We start from the raw sequence: 23,600 nt of genomic DNA on the forward strand, positions 1-23,600 counted from the left end.
ACTTCATCACCTTTATGTGGACTCATTTGAAAGAAGGCGCGCGTACGCGCCTTGGCGCGCCAGTAACTCGGCGTGATTGCCTTGCTCGACAATGCGCCCGTGCTCCAGCACGAGAATGCGGTCGGCCTGGCGTATCGTGGACGGCCGGTGTGCGATCAGCAAAATGCCGTGCCCGGCCCGCAGGGTGTTCAGTGCCTTGTGCAGGGCCAGCTCGCCGACGGTGTCGATGTGGGAGGTGGCCTCGTCCAGCACCAGGATGGGCGCCTGTTGCAGCAGCGCGCGCGCGATGGCGATGCGCTGCGCTTGTCCGCCGGACAAACGGCTGGCACGCACGCCGCACGGCGTGTCGTAGCCTTGCGGCAGGCGGCAGATGAAGTCATGCGCCTGCGCCAGCCGGGCGACCCTTTCCACTTCTGCCATGCTGGCGTCGGGCCGGCCGAGGCGGATATTGTTGGCGACGCTGTCTTCGAACAGGTAGACATCCTGCGGCACATAGGCCACCGTCTGGCGCAGCGCGGCCAGCGACAGGTCGCGGATGTCCGTATCGCCGATGCAGATCTGTCCGGCCTGCACGTCGAAGAAACGCAGCATCAACTTGCCGCAGGTGCTCTTGCCGACGCCGGAGGCGCCGACCAGCGCGACGATCTCGCCCGGCCGCAACTGGAAATCGATGCCTTGCAAAACCTGGCGCTCCGCATAGCCGAAGCCGACCTGGCGGAAGTTCAGCGTCGCGTGCTTGGGCGTGGCGCGGCCCGTGTCCGGTATGCGCTCGGGCAGCTGCAGCACATGGAGGATGCGTTGCGCCGCCGCCTTCAGCTCGCCCAGCTTGCGCGCGCTTTGGGCCAGCTCGGCCAGCGGCAGCGCCGCCGTGGCGGCCAGCACCAGCACCAGCGGCAGCAGGGCAGGCGGCACGCTCAGGTTGAGCACCAGATGTCCCGCAGCCAGGGCCACCAGCACGACCGCGCCGGCTTGCAGCAGCTCGATGGCCGCCTGTTCAAGGCCGGCGCGGGCGGCGTACTTCTTCTGCGCCGTCTGCAAGCTCTGCACGTTCGACGCCAGCTTGTGCAGCCAGCGGTCTTCCTGCCCGAACACGGCGAATTCCTTGCGGCCCTGCAGGCCTTCGGCCACGTCGGCATTGAGCCGCGCCTGCACGGATGCCAGCTGCTTGCCCTGGACTTCGGCCCGCCATCCCAGCCACAGCGGCACCGAGGCCAGCAAGGGCAGCAGCGGCAGCCAGGCCAGCGCCAACAGCGGGTCTATCCACGCCAGCAGCAACAGGGCGAACAGCGGCAGCAGCACGGCGGCCAGCAGGTCGCCGAGGAAGTGGGCGAAAAAATGTTCCATCGTTTGCGCATCCTGGGTCGCGATGCTGGCCAGATCGCCGCTGCGGGTGCCGGGCAGCGGGGCGGCGCGCTCCAGGCCGGAGTAGATGCCGACTTGCAGGGTTTCGATCAGCGCGAAGGCCAGCCGGTGCGACACGTCGGCCTGCCACCAGCGCGCCAGCGCGCCGCCGACCACTGTTGCCGCCAGCGCTGCCAGATAGATGGGCTCCGGCGCCTGGCCGGCGCAAGCGAGCCCGGTCAGCCACGCGCCCAGCGCCAGGCTGCCGATGATGCCGGCCTGGGCCAGCACGCTGGCGCACAGTGTCAGCGTCAGCAGGCGGCTCTGCGTGCGCGCCAGTTGGACCAGCGCCAGATAGGCGGCGATTCGTTCGCGCCATGCGGGCCGGCCGTCACGGCTCAATTGCGGCGATATGTCCAAGACTTCATCCATGTTCGGCTCCCGTTGTTTCGGTGGTTTGCTGGGCGGCGTACAGGCGGGCGTAGGCCCCGTCGAGCGCCATCAATTGCTGGTGGTTGCCCTGTTCGACGATGCGGCCGCGCTCCATCACGAGGATGCGGTCGGCGCGTTGCAGCGTGTCCAGGCGGTGGGCTATGACCAGCAGGCTGCGCCGTCCGGTGTGGCGGGCGATGGCAGCGCCGATCGCTTCTTCGCTGGCCGCGTCGACATGCGCTGTGGCTTCGTCGAGCACGAGGATGGGCGCGTCCTTCAGCCACGCCCGCGCCAGGGCCAGGCGTTGGCGCTGGCCGCCGGAGAGCGCGCTGCCGCGCTCGCCGATCTCGGTCGCGTAGGCTTGCGGCATGCGCAGGATTTCCTCGTGCAGGCCGGCCAGCCGCGTCGCCTCGTACATGGCCTCGATGCTGGCGTGCGGATCGGCCAGCAACAGATTGGACGTGATCGTGCCGGAGAAGAGCGTGCTGTCCTGCAGCACCGCGCTGAAGTAAGCGCGCCATTGTTCCTGCGAGTAGCGCCGCATGGGCTGTCCGCCCAGGCTGATCTCGCCGTGTTGCGGCGCTGCGAAGCCCAGCGCCAAGGCGGCCAGCGTCGATTTTCCGGCGCCCGAGGTGCCGACGACGGCGACGAATTCCCGCTCGCCGATGGTGAAATTCAAGTCGCTCACAGCCGATTCGGCGTTGCCGGGCCAACTGAAATGCACGCCTTCGTAGCGCAGCGCATACGAGGTCGACGCCGTGCTCGGCTGCGATGGAGGCTGCCATTGCGGCGGCGTTTGGGTGTGAGCGTCCAGCAGCGCGGTGACTGGCTTGATCGCGCTGGCGGCGCCCCAGGCCGTGTGGAAGCCCTTGTCCAGGCTGTCGAGCGGGCGGAAGCTTTCACGCGCCAGGAACAAAATGATGAGCAGGCTGTCCAGGGCGAGGCTGCCGTTCGCGCTGCGCACGACGTTCATGCCCAGCACCAGCGCGATGGCGCCCAGGCCGAACAACCCGGTCAGGCCGTTGCGCATCAGGACCAGGTACAGCACCGACATCGCCTGCTGCCGCAGCGCGTGCGCGTGGTCGGCCAGCACGCGGCGCCGCGCGGCGCTGGCGCCGCAGGCCTTCAGGGTTTCGACGCCTTGCAGGCTGTCCTGCAGATAGGCGGCGAAGCGGCCCATGCTGCCGAACAGGCCGGTGGCCTGCGGGCGGCGCCAGCGCAGCCAGAGCCGGTCGGACACGGGCAGGGCGAGGGCGCACACGGCCAGCACCAATGCCGAGGCGGGGTCCAGCCAGGCCAGGTAGACGATGATCGCACCGCAGCCGAGCAACGCCCCGAACAGCGCCGGGATGTAGCGGCTGTAGTACGTCTCCAGCGCTTGCACGCCGTTGACCAGGGTGTTTTGCAGCTCCGCCTCGCTGACTCCGGCCGGCGCGCGCAGCGCCGGTTCGAGCAGCTCGGCGCGCAGACGGAACTTGACCGTTGCGGCGGCCTTTTGCGCGGCGCGCTCGCTCACCCACATCAGCAGCGTGCGCACCACGGCCAGCACGGCATAGGCCGCCAGCCAGGTCTGCCAGCCGGGCTCCTGCTGGTAGAGCGCGCGCACCGTCATCGCCAGGCACAGCGCCTGGGCGACGTAGCTGGCCGTCACCAGCAGGTTGCTTCCGATGCAAGCCAGTATCGCGGAGAGGAAGCGTTGCGCAAGGCGCCACAATGGAAGGTTCATGGTCTATGGCTCCAGGTCGGCCAGGATGCAATGCACGGGCAGGCCTTTGAGCGGCCGCAGTTGCGGCGACTGGAAGCCTTGCTGGCGCAGCAGGTCCTGGAAGAAATCGGCGCGGTAGCACTCGCCCGCGCTGGTCAGGCCCAGCATCTGCGCGCCGAACAGGCGCTGCATGGTTTCGGTGTGCGGCGCGGCTTCGCTCAGCATGAAGTCGCACAGCACCAGGCGGCCGCCGGGCTTCAGGCAGGCACGCGCACGCGCCAGCAGTTCGCGGCAATGCGCCGTGTCGAAGTGGTGCAGGATCTGGCTCATGATGACCAGGTCGTAGCGGTCCGGCAGCGCCAGTTCGAACAGGTCGGCGGCGACGAAGCGCGAGCGTTCCGCCATGCCGAATTCCTGCGCCTGGGCTTCGAACTTCGGACGCGATGCCGGCCAGTCGACGCCGCACACGCTGGCGTCGTCGAACTGCTGCGCGACGGTGAAGCCGTAGATGCCGCTGCTGCACGCCAGGTCGAGGATGGCGAGCTGTTTCTCGCCTTTGCGCCAATCCCGCAGCAGGCCGGACACGCGGGCCGCCGTGGTGCGGCTGGTGTTCTGGATGCCGGCCGCGTATTGTTCCCAGTACGGATGGTTGGCCATCTCCAGGCTGGCCGGCAGCACGCTCTGGCCGGCCACCACGGCGGCCTTGAAGTCGCGGAAGGTTTCCCACATCAGGTCGTCGGTGTAGACCTGGGCCAGGCCGCCGACGTAGTAGGCGGAACTGCGCACCAGGAAGCGCTGCGATTGCGGCGTCAGCGCGTAGTCCTTGGCGGGCGATTCGGCTGCCAGCAGTTTCAGGCCGGCCAGCGCGTCGAGCAGCACGCGCATGCCGCGCGCATTGGCGCCGCTTTCCTGCGCCAGCTGGAGGGAGGTCTTGGGGCCGCTGGCCAGCAGGTCGAACACACCCAGCTGGATGGCGGCGCGCAGCACGCCGGCGCGTTCCACCCCGCTCAGTATTTCGAGGATGGACTGGGCCGACAGTTCGCCGGCCGGCCGTGGCTCCGGCTCGGTCTGTACGTGCTTGAGCAGGGCGGCCTTGTCCACCTTGCCGGACGGGGCGATGGGGAACTGTTCGTGGTAGCTGATCGAGTCTAACGATTTATACCGTTCCAGGCCCAGGTCGTTCAGCAGGTAGTGGTTCAGCGCCGCCATGTCGGGCGCGGTGGCGCCGCCGCGCAGCACCAGGCAGGCGTGCAGGCGCAGCTCGGTGGAGGTCGCCACGGGCAGCAGCACGGCGTCGGCGACGGATGGGTGGCCGTGCAGCAGGTTTTCAATCTCGGGCAGGTTCAGCTTGATGCCGGATCGCACCACCGTGTCGGCGCGGCGGCCGACGATGCGCAGGCGGCCGTTTTCGTCCAGCATGCCGCGGTCGCCGGTTTTTACCCAGCCTTCAGGATCGCGGTAGCGGCTGTCGAGTTCCGGTGCGCCGAAATAGCACATCGGCGTCATCGGACCCAGCGCCCAGATCTCGCCTTCCTGTTGCGGCGGCAGCGGCTGGCCTTGTTCGTCCACGATGCGCACCGTCACCACGCTGCTGTCGGGTATGCCGACGGTGTTGACGGTGGTGTCGATCTCGTCCTCCAGCGCGGTGTGGCAGGCGACGCCGTCGGCCGAGCCGTAGGATTGAATCAGCGAGCAACCGATTTGCGTGCGCACGCGCCGCGCCGTTTCCGCGCTGAGCGCCGAGCCGCCGCTGACGATGGCCTTCAGCGCGGGCAGGCGGAACGGCTGTTCCGCTTGCAGCAGCTCGCAATTGAGCAGCATGTCCACCATGTTCGGCCCGGCGAACATGTGGGTGACTTCGCGCCGCGCCGCCAGGTGCAGCACTTGTTCTGGCTGGAAGCGTTCGCAGTTGATCAGGGTGCCGCCGAAGGCCGCCAGCGCGCAGGAGGTGCCCAGCGATCCGAATGGCGATGCCAGCGGCACGCAGAACAGCGCGCGCATGTCGGCCGGGCGCGCGCCCAGGCTGGTCAGGTAGTTGGCCTGGCCGCCCAGCAGGTTGTTGTGCGAGTAGGCCACCAGCTTGGGTTCGGATTCCGAGCCGGACGAGGCGATCAGGCGGGCCGCAGCGTTCGGGTCTATCGTGCCTGCGCGGTAGTCGTAGGCCGGCTGGTCCCAGGCGGCGTCGAGGTCGCCCCAGTCGCCGTATTGCGTGCCGTGTACCAGTACCGCTTGCAGCTCGGGCAGGTCGGCGCGGATGCCGTCGATCAGCGCGGCGTAGTCGCCGTCGCCGACCTGGCGCTGGCAGATCAGCACTTTGGCGCGGGATTTTCTGAGGATCAGGCGGCTCTCGTGGGCTTTGCGGCCCAGCGGGAAGGGCAGGACGATGGCGCCCAGGGCGGCGACGGCCATGTCGGCCGCGCAGCCGCGCCAGCCGTTGGGGAGGTTGACCGCGACCACGTCGCCGCTGCCCACGTTCAGGCGGGCGAGGGCGGTGGCCAGGCTCAGGCTGCGCGCACGCAGGGTGGCGTAGCTCAGGCTTTCGTCCTGGTCGCAGACGGCGATGGCTTGTGGGCGTTCGTTGCAGTGCTGCTGGAAGGCCGCGAACAGGTCCAGGTTTTTGTAGATGCCGGCGTCGGTCCAGGCTTGCCGTTGTTTGGCGCTGACCAGGTCCGTGGCGTTGGCGGCGGCGGGCGTTGTGCTGTTGTTTGTCATGGTCGGATAGATGTGTGAGTTGATGGGATTTGGCGAAACAGACCAGGGGTTTTGAAATTGCAATAAACCGTTTTGCTGGTTTGCCAGACCGGCGAATTGGGTGTGGCCGATCACCTCTGCGGCGTTCATCGCGATGGGCTCGGCCTGCATGCCGTGGCGGCGCAGTTCCTGCAGGCTGGCGGCGCTGGACTTGGCTTTCAGCGCTTGCGCGAAAGCTTGGGCAAAATCGCTGTCCGGCGCCGATGCGGCCAGTCGTCGTGCGTAGCTGGCCGCGTCCTGGTCGGCGATGCGGTCGAGCATGAGCCAGCCGTCGCTGGTGGCGTAGCCGCGCGGCAGGGCCAGCAAGCGGTTGGCGGTGTTGGCGTCGGCGCAGCCGCCCCAGGCGCGGTGGTGCGACTGCGACTCTGCCGCCACCAGCATTGCGGCCGCGCCCGCCATGGCCGAATCCAGATGCAGCACCTGGCCCCGGCTTGCGCGCGCATACAGGGCGGCGACGATGCCTTCGGCGGTCGCCGCGCCGCCCAGCACGTCGATGATGGTCAGCAGGGTGCCGGACTGCGGCTGGCCGGCGCCGGTGCGCAGCAGGCTGGCGACGCCGCTGTGGGCCTGGATCATGAAGTCGGTGCCGACCGGATCGTCCGGCAGCGGCGACTGGCCGGTGCCGGAGGCGCTGGCGTAAATCAGCGCCGGGCAGGTGCGCGCCAGGTCGGCGGCGGTCAGGCCCAGTTGGGCGGCGCGGCCGGGCGCCCAGTTGTGCAGGAACACGTCGGCCTGGCCGGCCAGGTACAGCAGGCGCTGGCGTCCGTCGGCCGCCTTCAGGTCCAGCTCCAGGCTGGTCTTGCCCAGGTTGATCGCGGCGAAGTGCGCGGAGATATTGCCCGCCAGCGGAGGCAGGGCGCGCATCGGATCGCCGCCCGGCATTTCAACCTTGACGACGTCCGCGCCCAGCCGGTGCAGCAGGTGGCCGGCCAGCGGGCCCTGGATCAGGCGGCAGGATTCCAGCACGCTGAAGCCGGCCAGCGGCCGTGCGGGCGATCCTTCGCCGCGTCCGGCGGCAAGGGCGGCGGCGCCGGCCGGTTCGAACTGCCACGGGCCGATGTGCATCCAGCGCTCGCGGCCGGGGTCGTCGCTCGCGGCGGCTGCCGGGTGCAGGGCGCACACCGTGACGCCGGCCTCGGCCGCCATCGCCTGCAAGTCCTCGTACATATGCGTGCCCGCGCAACGGAACAATCCGGCCGGCAAAAATGCCCTGGCTTGCGTGTAGCGCTGCATGAAGGGCGCCCAGCCGCGCCGGACGTCGTCGGGTTCGGCGCCGGCCGCTTGCCAGAACGCGCGCCAGCTCTCGGCGCTCAGGGCTTCCAGCTCGAAACGGATGCGGTCGCCGCTGGCAAATGGCGGGCTGCGGTCGTCGTCGCGACTGCGTTCTAGCGCGATTTGGCCCGCTTGGTCCATAGCCAAGTATTGATTCATCGCAAAGAGCGCGCATTCAGCTAGGTTAAGGTTCAGGCCGACGTGGCCACCGTGCTCCCTCAGTGCCAGCAGCGTCGCCACGCCCGCGCACATCGCCAGCGAGGCACCCAGCGTGGCCAGGTAGTCGATGCCCAGCGGCAGGTATTCGCCGCTCGCGCGCTGGTGCCAGGCGGTCATGCCGCTGGCCGCCTCCAGCAGGGCGGCGCTGCCCGAGGCTTGCTTCGGCCAGGCCCGCAGGCACAGCTGCACGCTGGCGCCGCTGGCGTCGTTGAGGGTGGCCAGCAGGGCGCCCGGCTGGAGCTGTCCCGGCGCGACGATCACCTCGGCGCCGAGGATGGCGGCGCGGCGGCGCAGGGCGTCCTGCAGCGGCTGCAGATCGTCGCCGGCGGCGCCGAGCCGCAGCCGGATTCCCGTCAGTGGAAGACAGCCTGCCGCTACGTCTTTCTGAGCAAGCTGCGTGCTTGTATGAACCATGCTGCGACCCTTATGCGCGGTGAAAAGAAGATGCAAAGTTGTTTATATTGCACATTTTGTAAATATAAATGAAAATGAGAATGAGTGTCATTACTATTACGTATTCAATCCGGATGATTTCGTATGCGATTCGTAGAAGGCTCTGCGCAGCGCAGGGATTTGTCGTTAGGCTGTGCTTAACGTTATCAATTTGGATTGTCTTTTCTCTAATGCAACCGGAGGATTTCCATCGATGCGTACGTTGTTAGGGTCCGATTCCGCCGGCGCCAGCGCCGGCGAGATATCGAAGTCGGCCTGGGTGGTCGAAGCAGGCCACCTGCCGGCGAATGAAGTGAAGCGCTTTGACTGCGAAGCGGGTTTTTCCGTGGTCAGTTCGAGCGTGCAAACCGGCCAGGACCAGATGCAGGCCTGCGAGTACGAGGGCAGGGAACGCAACCTGGTGCTGACCTTCGGCCTGGAGGGCGAATCGGAATTTCGTGACCGCAGTGGCGACAACCTGTATTTCCGCAGCGGCTACACGACGGTGTCGTCCTACATCAAGGGACGCGGCGAGCGCTGCCATGCGGGCCAGCGGCCGGTGCGCCAGCTGCGGCTGATCGTCAGCGAGAGCGCCTTGCTGCGCTATGTGGGGCCGGAGTTGAGCTGGCATGTGTTGCGGCCGGCGCTGGCGCGCAACGAAGGCACCAGCCAGCTCAGTTTCGGCGCGACGGCGGCCAGCATGCATTTGCGCGCGTTCTCGGACGTGCGTTTGCTGGGGCAGCAGAACGACCTGGGCTTGCGGATTCAGGCGCTGAGTCTGCTGGCCGAGCAGTTGCGGCTGCTGACGCCGCCCGCGCGGCCCGAGGGGCGCTTGCGGGCGGAAGAGATGGACAAGCTGGCCGGGCTCGACGCGTTTATGCGCGCCAATCTCGACCAGCTGCTGAGCATGGCGTCGTTGTGCGCGCAGACCGGCCTGAGCGAATACAAGCTCAAGGATGCCTTCCGCAAGGCCTACGGCGTGAGCCCCGGACAACGGCTGCTGGAATTGCGGATGCAGCGGGCGCTGGAGTTGCTGGAGCGGGGACAGCAGGTCGCGCAGGCGGCCTACCAGGTCGGCTACCAGCATCCGAGCAATTTCAGTGCGGCGTTTGCCCGCTATTTCGGCAAGCCGCCCAAAGCCGCGCGCTGCTGAATCGGGCAAAGATTTAACTGAACCTGCCAACCTAAGTAAAGGAAGTAACCATGTCACGCGATGTGCTGTTGAACTTTAACGAATCGCCCTTCGGCCTGCTGCCGGAGGCTGCCAGCGCGGCCCGCCTGGCCGTGGGCCAGTCCGGCCGCTACCAGTTCGTGCTGGCCGAACAATTGCGCGAGGAAATCGCCGCCTGGCACGGCGTGCCGCTGGCCTGGGTGTCGCTGTATCCGGGCTCGAACCGGGTCTTGCACTACGCGACGATGGCGTTCACCTCGGCCACCGCGCCGCTGGTGGTGGCCAGCCCCGGTTATGCGGTGTGCGAAACCGCGGCGCGGCTGGCGGCGCGGCCGGTGCGCAAGATTCCGCTGCGCGCCGACGGCTCGCACGACGTCGAGGCGATGTGCGCGGCGGCGCCGGCCGGCGGCTTGATCTACGTCGCCAACCCTAACAATCCGACCGGCAGCATCACGCCGCATCGCGACCTGATGGATTTGCTGCGCAAGAAAAATCCCGTCACCACGCTGTTGATCGACGAGGCTTATCTTGAGTTTTGCGACCAGCCGTCGCTGCTCGACCAGGTGGCCAGCGACGCCAGCCTGATCGTCACGCGCACGTTTTCCAAGATACACGGCATGGCGGGATTGCGGGTCGGCTACGCGATCGCGCAGCCGGCTTCGCTGTCGCTGATCCATACCGTGCCGCCGCACGACATCTCGGTGCCGGGCGCGGCGGCGGCGCTGGCCAGCCTGAAGCAGAGCGAAGCGCTGGCCGAACGCAAGGCCACCATCCGCCGCGTGCGCGAGGCCTTCATGGCCTGGCTGGACCAGCGCGGCATTGCCTACACCGCCTCCCAGGCCAATTGCATGATGTTGCAGATCGGCCGCGACGGCAACCAGCTGGCGCGCGACCTGGCGCAGCGCCACAACATCCACATCGGCCGCAGCTGGCCGGAAGCGCCGGACTGGGTGCGCGTGACCATCGGCCTGGACGAAGAAATGGAAGCGCTGCAATCGGCGCTGGAATCGACCTTGTTCGCCGACGCCGTCGGCGCCTGAACTTTTTATATCTCGATAGGAAACCGGAAGATGAAACTACCTCCTCTCGTCACGGACGGGCTGGCGCTGGACCAGTCCGAAATGACGCGCTACAGCCGTCACGTCCTCTTGCCCGAGATCGGACTGCGCGGCCAACAACGATTGAAAGCCGCCAAGGTGCTGGTGATCGGCGCCGGCGGGCTGGGTTCGCCCGCGCTGCTGTACCTGGCGGCCGCGGGCGTCGGCGTGCTGGGCATCGCCGACTTTGACCGCGTCGACATCAGCAATCTGCAACGCCAGATCATCCACCGCGTGAGCTCGGTCGGCGAGCCGAAAACCGTCAGCGCCCAGCGCGCCATACGGGACTTGAATCCGCATGTGGAAGTGCGCCTGCACGAGCAGGGCCTGAACAGCGAGAACGCGCTGGCGCTGGTGTCCCAGTACGACCTGATCGTCGACGGCACGGACAACTTCGCCACCCGCTACCTGGTCAACGACGCCTGCGTGCTGGCCGACAAGCCCTATGTCTGGGGCTCGATCTACCGCTTCGAAGGCCAGGCCAGCGTGTTCTGGGAAAACGCGCCCGGCGACATGGGACGCAATTACCGCGACCTGTATCCCGAGCCGCCGCCGCCGGAACTGGCGCCATCGTGCGCCGAGGGCGGCGTGCTGGGCGTGCTATGCGCGGCCATCGCCTCCATCATGGCGACCGAGGCGATCAAGCTGATCACCGGCGCCGGCACTTCACTGCTGGGCCGTCTGGCGGTGTACGACGCGCTGGAGATGAGCTACCGCTTCCTGCCGCTGCGGCGCGCGCCGGACCGCCAGACTATCACCGCGCTGATCGACTACCCGGCGTTTTGCGGCCACAAGGCCGCCGCGCCCGCCGCGCACGACGTGCCGGGCATAGCGCCGCGCGCGCTGCAGGAATTGCTGGCCGGCGGCCAGCCGCTGACCCTGATCGACGTGCGCGAGCCGAACGAGTGGGAGATCTGCCGCATCGAAGGCGCGCAGCTGATCCCCAAGCGGCGCATGCTGGACGACGGCATTGACGAGTTCGACAAGTCCGGCCAGTTCGTCGTGTATTGCAAGGGTGGCGCGCGCTCGCGCGAAGTGGTGCGCGCCATGCAGCAAGCCGGTTATGGCGGCGTACGCAATCTGGATGGCGGCATCCTGGCGTGGATACGCGCCGTCGATCCCGGCCAGAGCCTGTATTGACGGAGCCACGCATGTTGACCCTGCCACGCGAGATCGTCGACGCGATCCTGGCGCAGGCCGGCGCCGCCCACCCGCTGGAGTGTTGCGGGATCGTCGCCAGCCTGCCGGATGCGCGGCCGCCGTATCGGCTGATCCCCATGCGGAATATGGCGCAATCGGAAGAGTATTTCGAATTCGCGCCGCTGGACCAGCTGAAGGCCTGGCGCGGCATGGATGCGGCGGGAGAAGTCCCGCTGGTGTTCTACCACTCGCACACCGGGTCGGCGGCGTACCCCAGCCGTAGCGATATCGCGCACGCCGCCGCCTATCCCGAAGTGCATCACCTGATCGTCGGCACCGATCCGCGCTTCCAGCCGGCGCTCAGAAGCTACCGCATCGCCGACGGCCGCGTGTCGGAAGAGCCGGTCGTCGTCGCCGACGTTGCATTGTCCACCCCATACATTGAAGGTTAATCATGTCCGTACAAGTCCATCTCCCCACCATCATGCGCACGCTGACCGAGGATCAAAAGACGGTCGTCGTCAGCGGCACCTCGATCCAGGAAGTGATACACGAACTGGAACGAAATTATCCCGGCATGCAGGGCCGCCTGATGCAGGACGGCCAGCTGCACCGCTTCGTGAACATCTACCTCAACGACGACGACATCCGCTTCCAGCAGGGGCTGGCGTCGGCCGTCAAGCCTGGCGACGCGATCACCATACTGCCGGCGGTTGCCGGCGGTTGATCGGTGTCCCATCCATCGAAATCCAATGAGGTCCACCATGCAAGAATGTCCTTTCGCGCATCGACCCGCAGCCGATGCGACCAGCCCCCCGGCTCCCGCCATGAAGTATGGCGACTACCTGAAGTTGCGGACGATTTTGGGCGGACAGGAACCACTGTCGCCGGTGTCCGACGAAATGCTGTTCATCATCCAGCACCAGAGTGCGGAATTGTGGATGAAACTGCTGTTGCACGAACTGACCCAGGCCAGCCAGCTGATACGCGCGCGCCGCCTGTCCAAGGCCGGCCGGCTGCTGGCGCGCAGCCGGCGCATCCTCGACCACATGGTCAATGCCTGGGGCGTGCTGGCGACGCTGGAGCCGCTGGAGTTCCTGGCGATGCGGCCATACCTGGGCTCCTCCTCGGGCTACCAGTCCTGCCAGTTCAGGGAACTCGAATTCCTGCTCGGGAATAAGAACCGCGGCCAGATGGAAAGCCATGCGCATTGCCCGGCGTCGCTGCAGACCTTGCGGCAGCGTCTGGCGGCGCCGTCGATCTACGATGAAGTGGTGCGCCTGCTGGCGGCGCGCGGCTTCGACATCGACCCGGCGCGGCTGCTGTCCGTGGCGGACCAGCAGGCGACGCGGCCCGACGAAACGGTCGAGGCGGCGTGGATGACGATTTATCGCGCCCCCGAGGAGTACGCGGACCTGCACGACCTGGGCGAACAGCTGGTCGACTTCGAGGACAGCTTCCGCCAGTGGCGCTTCCGGCACATGACCACGGTCGACCGCATCATCGGCCGCCGTGGCGGCACCGGCGGCAGCTCGGGCGTGCCCTACCTGGCCAAGACGCTGGACTTCGTGCTCTTTCCCGAGCTATGGCGCATACGCAGCACTCTTTGAGGAGAACGCATCATGCAAGGCGATTTTAGCGATATGGCGGGCGAAGGCGCGCGCCGTGTCTCGGTGACGATAGCCGGCGCCGGCCTGGCCGGCAGCCTGCTGGCCTGTCTGCTGGCGCAGCGCGGCTACAAGGTGCAGGTGCTGGAGCGCCGCGGCGATCCGCGCCGCAGCGCCGGCACTGCGGGCCGTTCGATCAACCTGGCGTTGGCGGAGCGCGGCCGGTACGCGCTGCGCCAGGCCGGGCTTGAGGAACAAGTAATGGAGATCGCGCTGCCGATGCGCGGCCGGCAGGTGCACCCGCTCGGACGGCCGAGCGAATTCCACGCCTACGGCTTGTCCGACAGCGAGGCGATCTGGTCGCTGCAACGCGCGCGTTTGAATGGCCTGCTGCTGGATGCGGCGGAGCGGGCCGGCGCGCAGCTGCGCTTTGATGCGGCCGTGGCCGACATCGACTTCACGGCGCGCAGCATCACGCTGGAGCAGGGCGGCGAGCGGCTGGGCTACGAACTGCTGGTGGGCGCGGACGGCGCCGACTCGGCGGTGCGCAAGGCGCTGGGCAAGCAGGTCGATCTGGGGCAGGCGTGCCAGTACCAGGAGCACGGCTACAAGGAACTGGAAATTCCGGCGGCGGAGGCGGGTGGCTTCCGCCTGAACAGCGATGCCCTGCACATCTGGCCGCGCGGCGGGCATATGTGCATTGCGCTGCCGAACATCGATGGCAGCTTCACGGCCACGCTGTTCCTGCATCTGCAAAGCGACCAGGCCGATACGCCGAACTTCGCCGCCCTGGGCAAGGCTGCCGACGCGCAGCGCTGGTTCGCGGCGGCGTTTCCCGAGCTGTACGCGCTGATGCCCGATTTTGCCGACGACTACGACACCCATCCGGTCGGCATGCTGGGAACGCTGTCGCTGAAACAGTGGCATGGGTTTGGCAATGTCGTGCTGCTGGGCGACGCGGCGCATCCGATGGTGCCGTTCCACGGCCAGGGCATGAACTGCGCGCTGGAGGATGCGGTCGCGTTGACCCGGCATCTGCTGGAGGGCACATCGCTGCCGGCCGCGCTGGCCGCCTATCAGGCCGAGTGCCAGCCCAACGCCGGCGCGATCCAGGCCATGGCGCTGGAAAACTATACTGAGATGAGCCAGCGCGTCAGCAGCGCGGAGTTCGCGCTGGAGCGGCAGTTGTCGAGCTGGCTGGAGCAGCGTTATCCGGAGCGTTTTGTGTCGCGCTACCGCATGGTGACGTTCAGCCGCATGCCTTACCTGATCGCCTTCGAGCGCGGCAAGCTGCAGTCCGACCTGTTGCGGCAGGCGACGCAGGGACGGCGCAGTTTCGAGGAGATCGACCTTGCCTGGGTCGCCGAGCATGTGCGGGAACGGATACCCCGCCTGCCGGCGACGTTCAACCCCACACCATAGGATGCAGCAGATGAGCAAGACTTTGAATTACGGCCAGCCGGTCACGCTGGCCGCCGCGAAGCATATCGCGGCGGCGGTGGAGAGCGTGGGCCATGAGCGCGGCCTGAAACTGGTGGTGACGGTGCTGGACAGCGCCGCGCAGATCGTGCTGGTGCACAGGATGGAGCACGCCAACTATGGCAGCCTGGCGTTTGCCTTCGAGAAGGCCAGGACGGCGGTCAACTTCAAGCGGCCGTCGAAGTTCTTCGAGGACATGGTCGCCGGCGGCGGCAGCGGCTTGCGGATGCTGGGCAACGCCCACGTCAGCCCGCTGGAGGGCGGCGCGCCCATCGTGGCGGGCGACGCGGTGCTGGGCAGCATCGGCGTCTCCGGCGCCACCTCGGCCGAGGACGGCGAGCTGGCCAATCTGGCGCTGGAGGCCTTCCAGGACTGGGCTGCGCAGAAGGCGGGGCGGGCCTGAGCGCCGGGCGCGCTCAGGCCAGCTGGTTGGGCGCCGACTGCGGCCCGGGATTGGCAGGCGGATTGCCCGTCGCCGGAAAGGCAAACGGCCCCGATGTCGTGTGATCGCTATGGACGGCCCACCACCGCGAAATCATGGCATGCGGGATGCCGAGGAAGATTACTTCGCGGCCCACGGTCTGTTCCTGGACCCGCAGACAACTGGTCGCCCCTGGCAGATGGCCAAATTCATAAATATAGCCGCGCGGCTTGCCCCGCCCAAAGCTTTCCACCCACGCGTCCATGCTGTGATCGAGATGGTTGCCCGTTGCCTTGGCCGCGCCGACCGCGTTGATCGCCAGTTGCGGGTCGTTAGTCAGGCCGGGGGTATTGCCGCCGGTGCTGCCATCGAAAAAAGGAAGATAATCCCAGCGACTCGCCAACTGTTGCGGCATGAGTCCTCCGAGGTTCTCGATGGTTGTCGGGCTGCGCGTATCGCCGCGGTATAAGGGAGTCAGGGTGGCAGCCGTTTGATGCTGATAGCCGCTGTTCATGAAGTCATAGGGATCTCCGCCCGGTGTCTGCGGCGGCGTCGGCTCAATGATGGACGTCACCATGCCCGCAGCGTTATTGATCGCAAGCGTTGCCAAGGCATGCTGCACATATCGGTCGCTGATGTAGGCCCAGGCGACCTGCCAATACAGTTCCTTGATAGCCTTCTCGCGCCAGCCGGTGACGCGCATGCAGAACACTTTGCGATCGTCCAGCCACTGCGCGCACGCATCGAGCAAGGTCGTGGTGGCCGTATCGTTGCCCCCCATCCCAGCGCCTCCCTGGCTTTTCCAGTTCAGTGCCAACGCAGCGCAGGCGGTATCGATAGGCGTCAACCCATCGGCCCGGCGGTTGGCGCCAAACCGTGGGGAATTCGTTTTCCAATTTTGCAAGACGCCGGGCATGCCGATCTTCGATGTATCCACGCGCGCCGTACGTGATTGCGCACGCGCTTTGTCGATTGCGGGATTGAGCGTGGCGGTGGGGATCATGCTGCTCCTTTTTTAAAGAAGTGATAGTTATGACAATAATAAAAAGGGCAATAAACTGCAATATTTTTTTGTGTTTACTAAAGCAGCCTAAACGCGGCCTTGTTTTGGGACTTTCTGAAATTTTGATTTCCCTCGATGGTATAAATACACTGCCGAAAATGAAAATGCCGCAACCATGACCTCTATTGTTTCCCTGTGCTCCCATGCCGACGGCATGCAGGCGCGCGACTGGCAGTTCCGCCTGCTGCCTTCCGATCCCCAGGCCGCAGGCCGCGCCGCGCTGACCGAATGGCATGCGGCCACGGTGCCCGGCCATGTGCACACTGACCTGCTGGCCGCGAAGCTGATCGCCGATCCCTACCAGGAGCACGAGGAAGCCGGGTTGCAATGGATAGGCAACGCCGGCTGGGAGTACCGCCTGCGCTTCGACGTCGACGCGGCAACGCTGGCGCGCGCGCGCCAGCAGCTGGTGCTGGACGGCGTCGACACCTTCGCCGACATCTGGCTCAACGGCGTCAAGCTGCGTTCGACGGCCAACGCCTTCCGCAGCTGGCGCCTGAATGTGCGCGGCATGCTGAAGGCCAGCGGCAACGTGCTGCTGGTGCAGCTGCATACACCCATCGGCCGCATGCTGCCGGCCGTGCAGGCGATGCCGCACAAGTTGCAGGGCAATTACCCGTCACCCTACGGCGACGAGCCGCGCGATGCGATGACGGCCAACTTCGTGCGCAAGCCGGGCTATCACTACGGCTGGGACTGGGGACCGCGCTTCGTCACGGCCGGCATCTGGCGTCCGGTCAGGCTGGAGACGGGCGATGTGGTGCGCCTGGCCGGGCTGCATGTGCAGCAGCTGGAAGTGAACGCGGAACGTGCGCGTCTGAACGTGCAATGCTCGCTGCGGCTGGACCGCGCCGCGCCGCTGAAGCTGCAACTGACGCTGCTCGATCCGGATGGGCGGCAGGTGCGCAGCGTCACGCGCTTGCTGGCGATGCCGGCCGGCGTGCAGCGCGAGCAGTTCGCGCTGCAGGTCGATCGTCCGCGCCGCTGGTTCCCCAATGGTTATGGCGAGGCTGCGCTGTACACGCTGCTGGTGCAGGTCAGCGACGCGAACGGCGTGGTGCTGGAGCAACGCCGCCGCGTGGGCCTGCGCAGCGTGGAGTTGCGCCGGGCGCGCGACCAGTGGGGACGGCAATTCCATTTCGTCGTCAACGGGATTCCGGTGTTCGCCAAGGGCGCCAATGTCATTCCTTTCGATATGTTCCCCAACCGCGTGAGCCCGGCGGCGATGCGCGGGATATTGAAGTCGGCGCAGGCGGCCAACATGAATATGCTGCGCAACTGGGGCGGCGGCTACTACGAGTGCGAGGAGTTCTACGACATCGCCGACGAGCTTGGCCTGATGGTTTGGCAGGACTTCATGTTCGGCGGCGGCGTGGTGCCGGCCTACGATGCGCGCTTCCGCAGCAATGTGCTGTTCGAGGCGGTGCAGCAGGTGCGCAGGTTGCGCGAGCATGCTTGCGTCGTGCTCTGGTGCGGCAACAACGAGGAGGAAACGGCGTGGAAGGACTGGGGCATAGGCGCCAAGCTGAAAGCCGAGGCGCCTGAGTTCGCCGCTACCGTCTGGGACGGCTATGTGCAGTTGTTCGGCACGCTGCTGCGCAAGGTGGTGGCCAAACATGGCGGCGGCATGGGGTATTTGTCCAGTTCACCTAGCAATGACCTGGATGGCCCTGCCAATGATTCCAACAACGGCGACAAACATTACTGGGATGTGTGGGCAGGTTCCAAGCCGGTCGAGGAGTATCAGCGCGAAACGCCGCGCTTCATGTCGGAGTTCGGCTTGCAGGCGTGGCCGGTGGCCGCAACCATCGACAGCGTGATCGCGCGCAAGCATCAGCAGATCGACTCGCTGCAAGTGCGCGCGCATCAGAAATTCCTGGCCGGCGCGGGCAACGACCGGATCTTGCATTACATCCGCGCCAACTACCGCGAGCCGGCCAGCTTTGCCGACTTCGTCTATCTGAGCCAGGTGATGCAGGCCGAGGGCATTGAATTGGCCAGCCTGCATCACCGCGCCAGCATGCCGCGTACGATGGGCTCGCTGTACTGGCAGCTTAACGATGTGTGGCCGGGGGCTTCCTGGGCCAGCGTCGATTATTACGGCCGCTGGAAGGCGCTGCAATTCCATACGCGCCGCTTCTTCGCGCCCGTGATCATCGCCGCCAGCCGGGATGGGGGCGTTACCCGTGCGACGCTGGTGTCGGACAGCCAGCAGACGCAGATCGGCGAGCTGCGCATGCGGGTGATGGACCTGCATGGCCGCTGCCTGCGCGAGGAAACCGAGCAGCACGTGATGCGGCCTGTTTCGGCATCGCAGGTGGGGAGTTACTGCGACGATTATCTGCTGGGCCAGCTGGACCCGCGCCGTCATGTGGTGGTGTTCGAGCTGGCGCTGGGCGGGCAGATGGTGTCGCGCAGCGTGGTCTACTTCGTGGCGGCCAAGGAGTTGGACTTGCCGGAGCCGGGGCTGCACGCCGAGTTGAGCGAGCAGGGCGACCATGTGCGTCTCGAACTGTCGTGCAAGGCGCTGGCGCGCGCGGTGTGGGTGGAGTTCGAGGGGCTGGACGTGGAGCTGTCGGACAATGCGTTGACCTTGCTGCCCGGCGAGCGGCGCGTGCTACGCGTCAGCAGGGCTGGCGGCGCCAGCATCGCCGATCTGCGTCGTTGCCTGAAGCTGCGCCACGTGGGCGCGGCAGCCTGATTTCAGGGAGTGTTTTTTGCCGCTCGGCGTTTGCGGCGGCGGGCGCTTCTTCCGGAGCCGCTCTTGGACTGTATGCCGGTGCCGGGCGTCGCTGCCTGCGCGCTGGGTGGGCGGAGGTTGGGTTGTCTCGGCCCTGATTGGCGCACTGCGGGCTGCCGTCCAGCGCGGGCGCGTTCAATGCCGGTCGCTGCTGGACTGGTTTTGCGGCGTTTTGATGGCTGCGTGAGCTGGTCTTGCGCCGGCTGGATTGCCGTCTGGGAGCGCTGGCTATGTTCCTGCTCTTCGCCTGCGAGCAAACGCGCTATCGCCGCTTTCCGCGCCGCCCGGCAGACATCGGCCAACAGCCATGCATCACTGCCCGGGAGGCGCAGCCAGATGGCTTTCCATGCGTTGCGGTTGCCGCTGCCGTACAGGTTCGCAAAACAGGACGGCGACACCGTATGCTTGCCATACTTGATTTCTGCCCCTTCCACTGTGGCGAAATATTGCTGGTGATCGAAGCTGGCGCGCAGCCTTGTTCCTTCGGGAAGAAACAACTCCTTCCATTGGTAGCCTGCTTCGGATAGTGTCGCAGGCTGCTGCGGAGGTGGCGGCGGTGGATTGATGTAGTTGCGGATGGCCTCACAGACGAAGGGCTCCAGGCCGAAAACATCCGACCAGAACAAGCCGGTGAATTCGCCCAACTCTAACAGCACATCGTCGGGCACGCGGATTGGGAATTGAAGGCTGTGAGTAGGCATGAGGGTTCCCCAAAATCGGGTTTTTACTAACCGCTGCTAACCACCGCTAAGGCGTACTACAGCGCGCTAAGGCTTACTAAAATTTCCATACCGATCGCTAACCGATACTAAAATTTTGGAGCCTATATTCGTTAGAACCGATTAGCAGCAGTTAGTTCCCGATTAGTGCGAACTCTGGCGAAATATCGATGGTTATCATGAGGTAGTAGTGGTTATCGCGTTTTAGTAAAACCCGAAAAAAAACGAACCACCCCCTGTATCCTCCGGTCATGCCTTCGCGCGGACGCCCGGCAGCGGCATGCGGCGCACCAGCAGCATCGCGGGCACCGCGCTGAGCAGCACCCACAGGAAGAAATGCTGATAGCCCAGCGCCGCCTGGATGTCGCCGCTGATCACCTTGAATATCACGAAGCCCAGCTGCATGATGCCCGACGCCAGCGCGTAGTGCGCGGCGCTGTACTTCCCGACCGACAGCACCTGGATGATGAACAGTATCAGGCCGACGAAGCCGAAGCCATAGCCAAACATCTCCAAGCCGACCGCCGCCGTGATCACCCACAGATCGCTCGGCATCTGCGTGCTCAGGAAATAGAACACCAGGTTGGGCAGGTTCACCGCCAGCACCAGCCAGATCAGCGCGCGGCGCAGACCTAGCCAGGCGGCGAAGTAGCCGCCGCCCAGGCTGCCCAGGATGAAGGTCAGCGTACCGGCCGTGCCGTAGACCGAACCGATCTGGCCCGTGCTCAAGCCCAGCCCGCCCAACTCACGCGCCTCGCGCAGGAACAGCGGCGCGATGGTCTGCACCTGCGCCTCGCCGGCGCGAAACAGGATGATGAACACGACACACAGCCAGATGTCCGGCTTGCGGAAGAAATCGCGGAACACGTCGCGCAGCGTCTCGCCCGCGCTCATGGCCGACTTGGCGGGCGCGGCCGTGTGCGGAATCGCCATGGTGTGGTAGGCGCCCACCGCCAGCATGATGGCCGCCAGCAGCAGGAAAATGATGGACCACGCCACCCGCACGTCGAACTTGCTTTCCAGATGGCCGGCCAGGATCACCAGCCCGCCGAGCGAGACGAACTTGCCCGCATTGAAGAACGCCCCGCACCAGCCCGCGTAACGGGCTTGCTGGTATTCGTTCAGATGCATGATGTAGAGCCCGTCGGCGGCGATGTCGTGGGTGGCCGCCGACAGCGAGGCCAGCATGAACACCGCGATGCAGGCGGCGAAATAGTCGGGCAGTTGCAGCGCCAGCGCCACCAGCCCGAAGGCGCAGCCGGTGATCCACTGGCAAACGATCACCGTGCTTTTCTTGTTTGAGGTCAGCTCCAGCAGCGGGCTCCACAGCGGTTTGATCACCCAGGCCAGGCCCAGGAAACCGGTCCAGTGCGTGATCTGTTCATTCGCTATGTGCAAGCTCTTGAACATCAGGCTGGCGACCAGGGCTACCGCGTAGAACGGCAACCCCTCGGCCAGATACAGGCTGGCGATCCAGCGCAAGGGGTGCCGCATGCTATCCATGCCGCGTGCTGTCAGTTGGCGTCAGACGGGACGCTGGCGGGGCTGCTGCCCCAGTGTGCTGCGGCCGGGTCGGTGGACAGTTGCATGCGCAGTTGTCCGCCACGCTGCAGTTGTTCCCAATCCAGCCAGACTTTGTCGTGCGGACGGGCGTTCCAGCTCAGCTGCGTGACGAAGGAGGGCGGCGCCTCCGGCGACAGGGCAGACGCTGCGGCTGGCAGAGCATCCTTCTCGATGCTCAACTGCTTGCCGTTGCCCAGGTCGACCTGCGCCTTGGCGAACTTGGGCTCATGCAGCAGGAAACGGCCGCTGCCCGGCGTGGACGGGTAGATGCCCAGTGCGCTGAACACATACCAGGCCGACATGGTACCCAGATCGTCGTTGCCGGTCACGCCGTTGGGCGCGTTGCTGAACAGGGTTTCAGCGGCGCGCAGCACGGTCGTGGTCTTCCACGGCTGGCCGATCAGCGTGTACATCCACGGCGCGTGCAGGTCCGGCTCGTTGTTCGGATTGTAGTGGTACTGGTTGTAGTAGTTGTACGCGCCCATCACCCATTCCTTGCGCACCGCCTGGAAGGGATCGGCGCGCAGCGCGTCGTAGGCGAAGAAGGCGTCCAGCCGGCGCGCGGTCTGCTCGCGTCCGCCCATCGCCTTGACCATGCCGCCCACGTCCTGCTGCACCAGCCATTGATACTGCCATGCCGTGCCTTCGTGGAAGCCGTGCTCGGCGCGCGGCGTGTAGCTGCCGTCGATCTCGGTGTACCACTGGCCGTCGCTGGTCTTGGCGCGCGGGAATCCCTGGAAGCCGAGCGCCTTGTCCTGCGCGCTGGCGTCCCACACATTGCGCCAGTTGCCGGCGCGCTTGCGCAGCAGCGCCGCGTCATCCTTCTTGCCCAGCGCCTCGGCCATGAAGGCCAGCGCGCCGTCGGCCTGCGCGTATTCCATCGTGGCCGAGCCGCCGTGGTGCGGATCGACATCCATGCCCTTGGCGCGGAACGACAGGTCGTACTGCACGTAGCCCCTGGACAGGTAGTTCGGGTTGCCGGCGCGGCCTTCGTTGCGGCTGCCGAACGGCGGCACGCCGAAGGCGTTTTCACGCAGCGCCGCGTAGGCTTGCTGTTCGCGGCCCTTCAGTGCGCCGTAGCGCCACAGGTCGACCAGGAAAGGCGTGACCGGATCGCCCGTCATCACGTTCGATTCGAAATTGGCGTAGCCCCAGCGCGGCAGCCAGCCGCCCTGGTCGCGGATCTTCAGCACGGATTCGGCGATGTCGCGGGCGCGCTCGGGACGCAGCAGCGCGATCAGCTGGTTCTGTGCGCGGTAGGTGTCCCACAGCGAGAAGAATTCGTAGTAGGTGGACTTGCCGGACGAATGAATACGGTCGTCGTAGCCGCGATAGCGGCCGTCGCTGTCGTTGCCGGTCAGCGGTTGCAGCAGCGAGTGGTACAGCGCGGTGTAGAACACGGTGCGCTGGTTCTGGTCGGCGCCTTCGATGTTGACCGACTTGAGTTCCTGCTGCCACGCCTGCTGCGCCTGTTCGCGCATCTGGTCGAAGCTGCGCGGCGCGCCTTGGGCGTAGGCGTCGGCGCGCAGGTTGCGGCGGGCGCCGTCGGCGTCCACATGCGAGATGGCGCTGATCGCCGTCACCGCCTTGCCATCCTTGACGTCGAAGGTGAACCAGGCGCCGTGCGGGCGGCTGTCGCCCTGCTGGCTCAGCAGCTTGGAGCCGGGCAGGCCACCGTTTTCATTCCACACGCCGTGGGCGGTGAACGGACGGTCGAATTCCATGCGGAACCAGGTGGCGTACTGGGCGCCGCCGCAGAAGCTGCGGGTGACGATCTTACCTTCGATGCTGTGGTCGTCGACCACGCGCAAGCTGCTGCCGACCACCGAGTGGCGCTCGTTGGCTTGGCCCAGATTGACCAGCACATGGCCCTGCGCGGTGCCCGGCGCGAAGGTGTAGCGCTCGGCGGCGGCGCGGGTCAGCGCGGTGGTTTCGGCGACGATGCCGCCGTAGCTGGTCAGCTTGACCTTGAAGTAGCCGGCTTCGCCGACTTCACCGTCATGGGTGTATTCCGCAGCGTATTTCTTGTGGTCGAAGCTGCCCGGCTTGCTGGTGTCGAAATTGCCGCCGGGGCCGATGCTGCCGGTTACTGGCAGCACGGACAGCTGGCCGCCTTGCTCCCAGCATCCGGCGCCGGACAGGAAGAAGTGGCCGAAGCCGCGTATCTTGGGATCGGTGTAGTGCCAGCCGGCGTAGTGTTCGCCGATGGGGCTGACTTGCAGCATGCCGAACGGCGCCGATGCGCCGGGGAAGGTGTTGCCGTCGTCCTGGGTGCCGATGAAGGTGTTGACCGGCGCGGCCGACGCGACAGGCGCGGCGGCCTGGCTGATGCAGGCGGTGCCGAGCAGGGCGCCTGTCAGCAGCGGCAGCAGGGATTTGGACGGTGGGAAGATGTGCATTACGGTTTCCTCAGTGTGCGGGTGTCAAATTGCATATGCTTGCATGTAT

General features: G+C 66.2%; 16 protein-coding genes. 9 read left to right on the top strand and 7 right to left on the bottom strand.

From position 1 onward, the window contains the following. Window positions 1-12: 12 nt before the first annotated feature. From GEV01_RS00880 to GEV01_RS00890, 3 genes are read right to left on the bottom strand one after another with little or no spacing between them, the layout of a single operon-like run. Entirely contained in the window at window positions 13-1,773 is a 1,761-nt protein-coding gene (locus GEV01_RS00880) for an ABC transporter ATP-binding protein (protein ID WP_152800808.1), read from the bottom strand. Next, entirely contained in the window at window positions 1,766-3,499 is a 1,734-nt protein-coding gene (locus tag GEV01_RS00885) for an ABC transporter ATP-binding protein/permease (RefSeq protein WP_152800810.1), read from the bottom strand. The genes GEV01_RS00880 and GEV01_RS00885 overlap by 8 nt, the downstream gene beginning before the upstream one ends. A 3-nt stretch (window positions 3,500-3,502) precedes the next feature. Then, window positions 3,503-8,134: a CoA transferase gene (locus GEV01_RS00890; protein ID WP_152800812.1), complete on the bottom strand. Its 4,632-nt coding sequence runs from the start codon at window positions 8,132-8,134 to the stop codon at window positions 3,503-3,505. A 232-nt stretch (window positions 8,135-8,366) separates the two neighbouring features. Between GEV01_RS00890 and GEV01_RS00895 the strand changes: the two genes are divergently transcribed. Genes GEV01_RS00895 through GEV01_RS00930 form a run of 8 tightly spaced genes read left to right on the top strand, consistent with a single transcriptional unit; the run spans window position 8,367 to window position 15,049 of the window. Next, window positions 8,367-9,305 (top strand): helix-turn-helix transcriptional regulator, encoded by a 939-nt coding sequence (locus tag GEV01_RS00895; protein WP_152800814.1) that lies wholly within the window; start codon window positions 8,367-8,369, stop codon window positions 9,303-9,305. A 50-nt stretch (window positions 9,306-9,355) separates the two neighbouring features. After that, the gene (locus GEV01_RS00900; protein WP_152800816.1) at window positions 9,356-10,363 is read left to right on the top strand and encodes an aminotransferase class I/II-fold pyridoxal phosphate-dependent enzyme; all 1,008 of its coding nucleotides are present in this window, start codon (window positions 9,356-9,358) and stop codon (window positions 10,361-10,363) included. Between the two features lie 30 nt (window positions 10,364-10,393). After that, the gene (gene moeB / locus GEV01_RS00905; RefSeq protein WP_152800818.1) at window positions 10,394-11,560 is read left to right on the top strand and encodes a molybdopterin-synthase adenylyltransferase MoeB; all 1,167 of its coding nucleotides are present in this window, start codon (window positions 10,394-10,396) and stop codon (window positions 11,558-11,560) included. An 11-nt stretch (window positions 11,561-11,571) separates the two neighbouring features. Then, on the top strand, window positions 11,572-12,012 hold the full coding sequence (locus GEV01_RS00910) for a Mov34/MPN/PAD-1 family protein (protein ID WP_152800820.1): 441 nt from the start codon (window positions 11,572-11,574) through the stop codon (window positions 12,010-12,012). A 2-nt stretch (window positions 12,013-12,014) separates the two neighbouring features. Beyond that, window positions 12,015-12,287: a MoaD/ThiS family protein gene (locus GEV01_RS00915; RefSeq protein WP_152800822.1), complete on the top strand. Its 273-nt coding sequence runs from the start codon at window positions 12,015-12,017 to the stop codon at window positions 12,285-12,287. A gap of 37 nt (window positions 12,288-12,324) precedes the next feature. Next, window positions 12,325-13,170, top strand: coding sequence for a tryptophan 2,3-dioxygenase (locus GEV01_RS00920; RefSeq protein ID WP_235914115.1), 846 nt, complete (start codon window positions 12,325-12,327; stop codon window positions 13,168-13,170). A gap of 12 nt (window positions 13,171-13,182) precedes the next feature. Further along, window positions 13,183-14,589, top strand: a complete 1,407-nt coding sequence (locus GEV01_RS00925; RefSeq protein WP_217428325.1) for an FAD-dependent oxidoreductase — start codon at window positions 13,183-13,185, stop codon at window positions 14,587-14,589. Between the two features lie 10 nt (window positions 14,590-14,599). After that, window positions 14,600-15,049, top strand: a complete 450-nt coding sequence (locus GEV01_RS00930; protein WP_175022861.1) for a GlcG/HbpS family heme-binding protein — start codon at window positions 14,600-14,602, stop codon at window positions 15,047-15,049. Window positions 15,050-15,062: 13 nt separating this feature from the next. On the opposite strand, the gene GEV01_RS00935 is transcribed toward GEV01_RS00930, so the two are convergent. Then, the gene (locus GEV01_RS00935; protein ID WP_152800828.1) at window positions 15,063-16,070 is read right to left on the bottom strand and encodes a hypothetical protein; all 1,008 of its coding nucleotides are present in this window, start codon (window positions 16,068-16,070) and stop codon (window positions 15,063-15,065) included. A gap of 175 nt (window positions 16,071-16,245) precedes the next feature. On the opposite strand from GEV01_RS00935, the gene GEV01_RS00940 reads away from it, so the two are divergent. Then, complete coding sequence (locus GEV01_RS00940; RefSeq protein ID WP_152800830.1) at window positions 16,246-18,831, top strand: beta-mannosidase; 2,586 nt, start codon at window positions 16,246-16,248, stop codon at window positions 18,829-18,831. 2 nt (window positions 18,832-18,833) lie between these two features. Here GEV01_RS00940 and GEV01_RS00945 read toward each other — a convergent pair whose 3' ends face one another. The 3 genes from GEV01_RS00945 to GEV01_RS00955 all read right to left on the bottom strand — a co-directional run bounded on the left by GEV01_RS00945 (window position 18,834) and on the right by GEV01_RS00955 (window position 23,551). Next, window positions 18,834-19,571, bottom strand: a complete 738-nt coding sequence (locus GEV01_RS00945; protein ID WP_152800832.1) for a hypothetical protein — start codon at window positions 19,569-19,571, stop codon at window positions 18,834-18,836. Between the two features lie 267 nt (window positions 19,572-19,838). After that, window positions 19,839-21,083 carry an MFS transporter gene (locus tag GEV01_RS00950; protein ID WP_328595405.1) on the bottom strand — a complete coding sequence of 415 codons (1,245 nt, stop codon included), beginning with the start codon at window positions 21,081-21,083 and terminating at the stop codon, window positions 19,839-19,841. A gap of 20 nt (window positions 21,084-21,103) precedes the next feature. Continuing rightward, the gene (locus GEV01_RS00955) at window positions 21,104-23,551 is read right to left on the bottom strand and encodes a GH92 family glycosyl hydrolase (protein ID WP_152800836.1); all 2,448 of its coding nucleotides are present in this window, start codon (window positions 23,549-23,551) and stop codon (window positions 21,104-21,106) included. Between the last annotated feature and the right edge of the window lie 49 nt (window positions 23,552-23,600).

This window comes from Rugamonas rivuli (assembly GCF_009380165.1).
Classification (GTDB): domain Bacteria; phylum Pseudomonadota; class Gammaproteobacteria; order Burkholderiales; family Burkholderiaceae_D; genus Rugamonas; species Rugamonas rivuli.

Coding starts and splice junctions, on each gene's coding strand:
- GEV01_RS00930 (WP_175022861.1), top strand. CDS start 14,600: ATGAGCAAGACTTTGAATTACGGCCAGCCGGTCACGCTGGCCGCCGCG.
- GEV01_RS00890 (WP_152800812.1), bottom strand. CDS start 8,134: ATGGTTCATACAAGCACGCAGCTTGCTCAGAAAGACGTAGCGGCAGGC.
- GEV01_RS00925 (WP_217428325.1), top strand. CDS start 13,183: ATGCAAGGCGATTTTAGCGATATGGCGGGCGAAGGCGCGCGCCGTGTC.
- GEV01_RS00900 (WP_152800816.1), top strand. CDS start 9,356: ATGTCACGCGATGTGCTGTTGAACTTTAACGAATCGCCCTTCGGCCTG.
- GEV01_RS00945 (WP_152800832.1), bottom strand. CDS start 19,571: ATGCCTACTCACAGCCTTCAATTCCCAATCCGCGTGCCCGACGATGTG.
- GEV01_RS00940 (WP_152800830.1), top strand. CDS start 16,246: ATGACCTCTATTGTTTCCCTGTGCTCCCATGCCGACGGCATGCAGGCG.
- GEV01_RS00895 (WP_152800814.1), top strand. CDS start 8,367: ATGCGTACGTTGTTAGGGTCCGATTCCGCCGGCGCCAGCGCCGGCGAG.
- GEV01_RS00910 (WP_152800820.1), top strand. CDS start 11,572: ATGTTGACCCTGCCACGCGAGATCGTCGACGCGATCCTGGCGCAGGCC.
- moeB (WP_152800818.1), top strand. CDS start 10,394: ATGAAACTACCTCCTCTCGTCACGGACGGGCTGGCGCTGGACCAGTCC.
- GEV01_RS00885 (WP_152800810.1), bottom strand. CDS start 3,499: ATGAACCTTCCATTGTGGCGCCTTGCGCAACGCTTCCTCTCCGCGATA.
- GEV01_RS00955 (WP_152800836.1), bottom strand. CDS start 23,551: ATGCACATCTTCCCACCGTCCAAATCCCTGCTGCCGCTGCTGACAGGC.
- GEV01_RS00935 (WP_152800828.1), bottom strand. CDS start 16,070: ATGATCCCCACCGCCACGCTCAATCCCGCAATCGACAAAGCGCGTGCG.
- GEV01_RS00920 (WP_235914115.1), top strand. CDS start 12,325: ATGCAAGAATGTCCTTTCGCGCATCGACCCGCAGCCGATGCGACCAGC.
- GEV01_RS00950 (WP_328595405.1), bottom strand. CDS start 21,083: ATGCGGCACCCCTTGCGCTGGATCGCCAGCCTGTATCTGGCCGAGGGG.
- GEV01_RS00915 (WP_152800822.1), top strand. CDS start 12,015: ATGTCCGTACAAGTCCATCTCCCCACCATCATGCGCACGCTGACCGAG.
- GEV01_RS00880 (WP_152800808.1), bottom strand. CDS start 1,773: ATGGATGAAGTCTTGGACATATCGCCGCAATTGAGCCGTGACGGCCGG.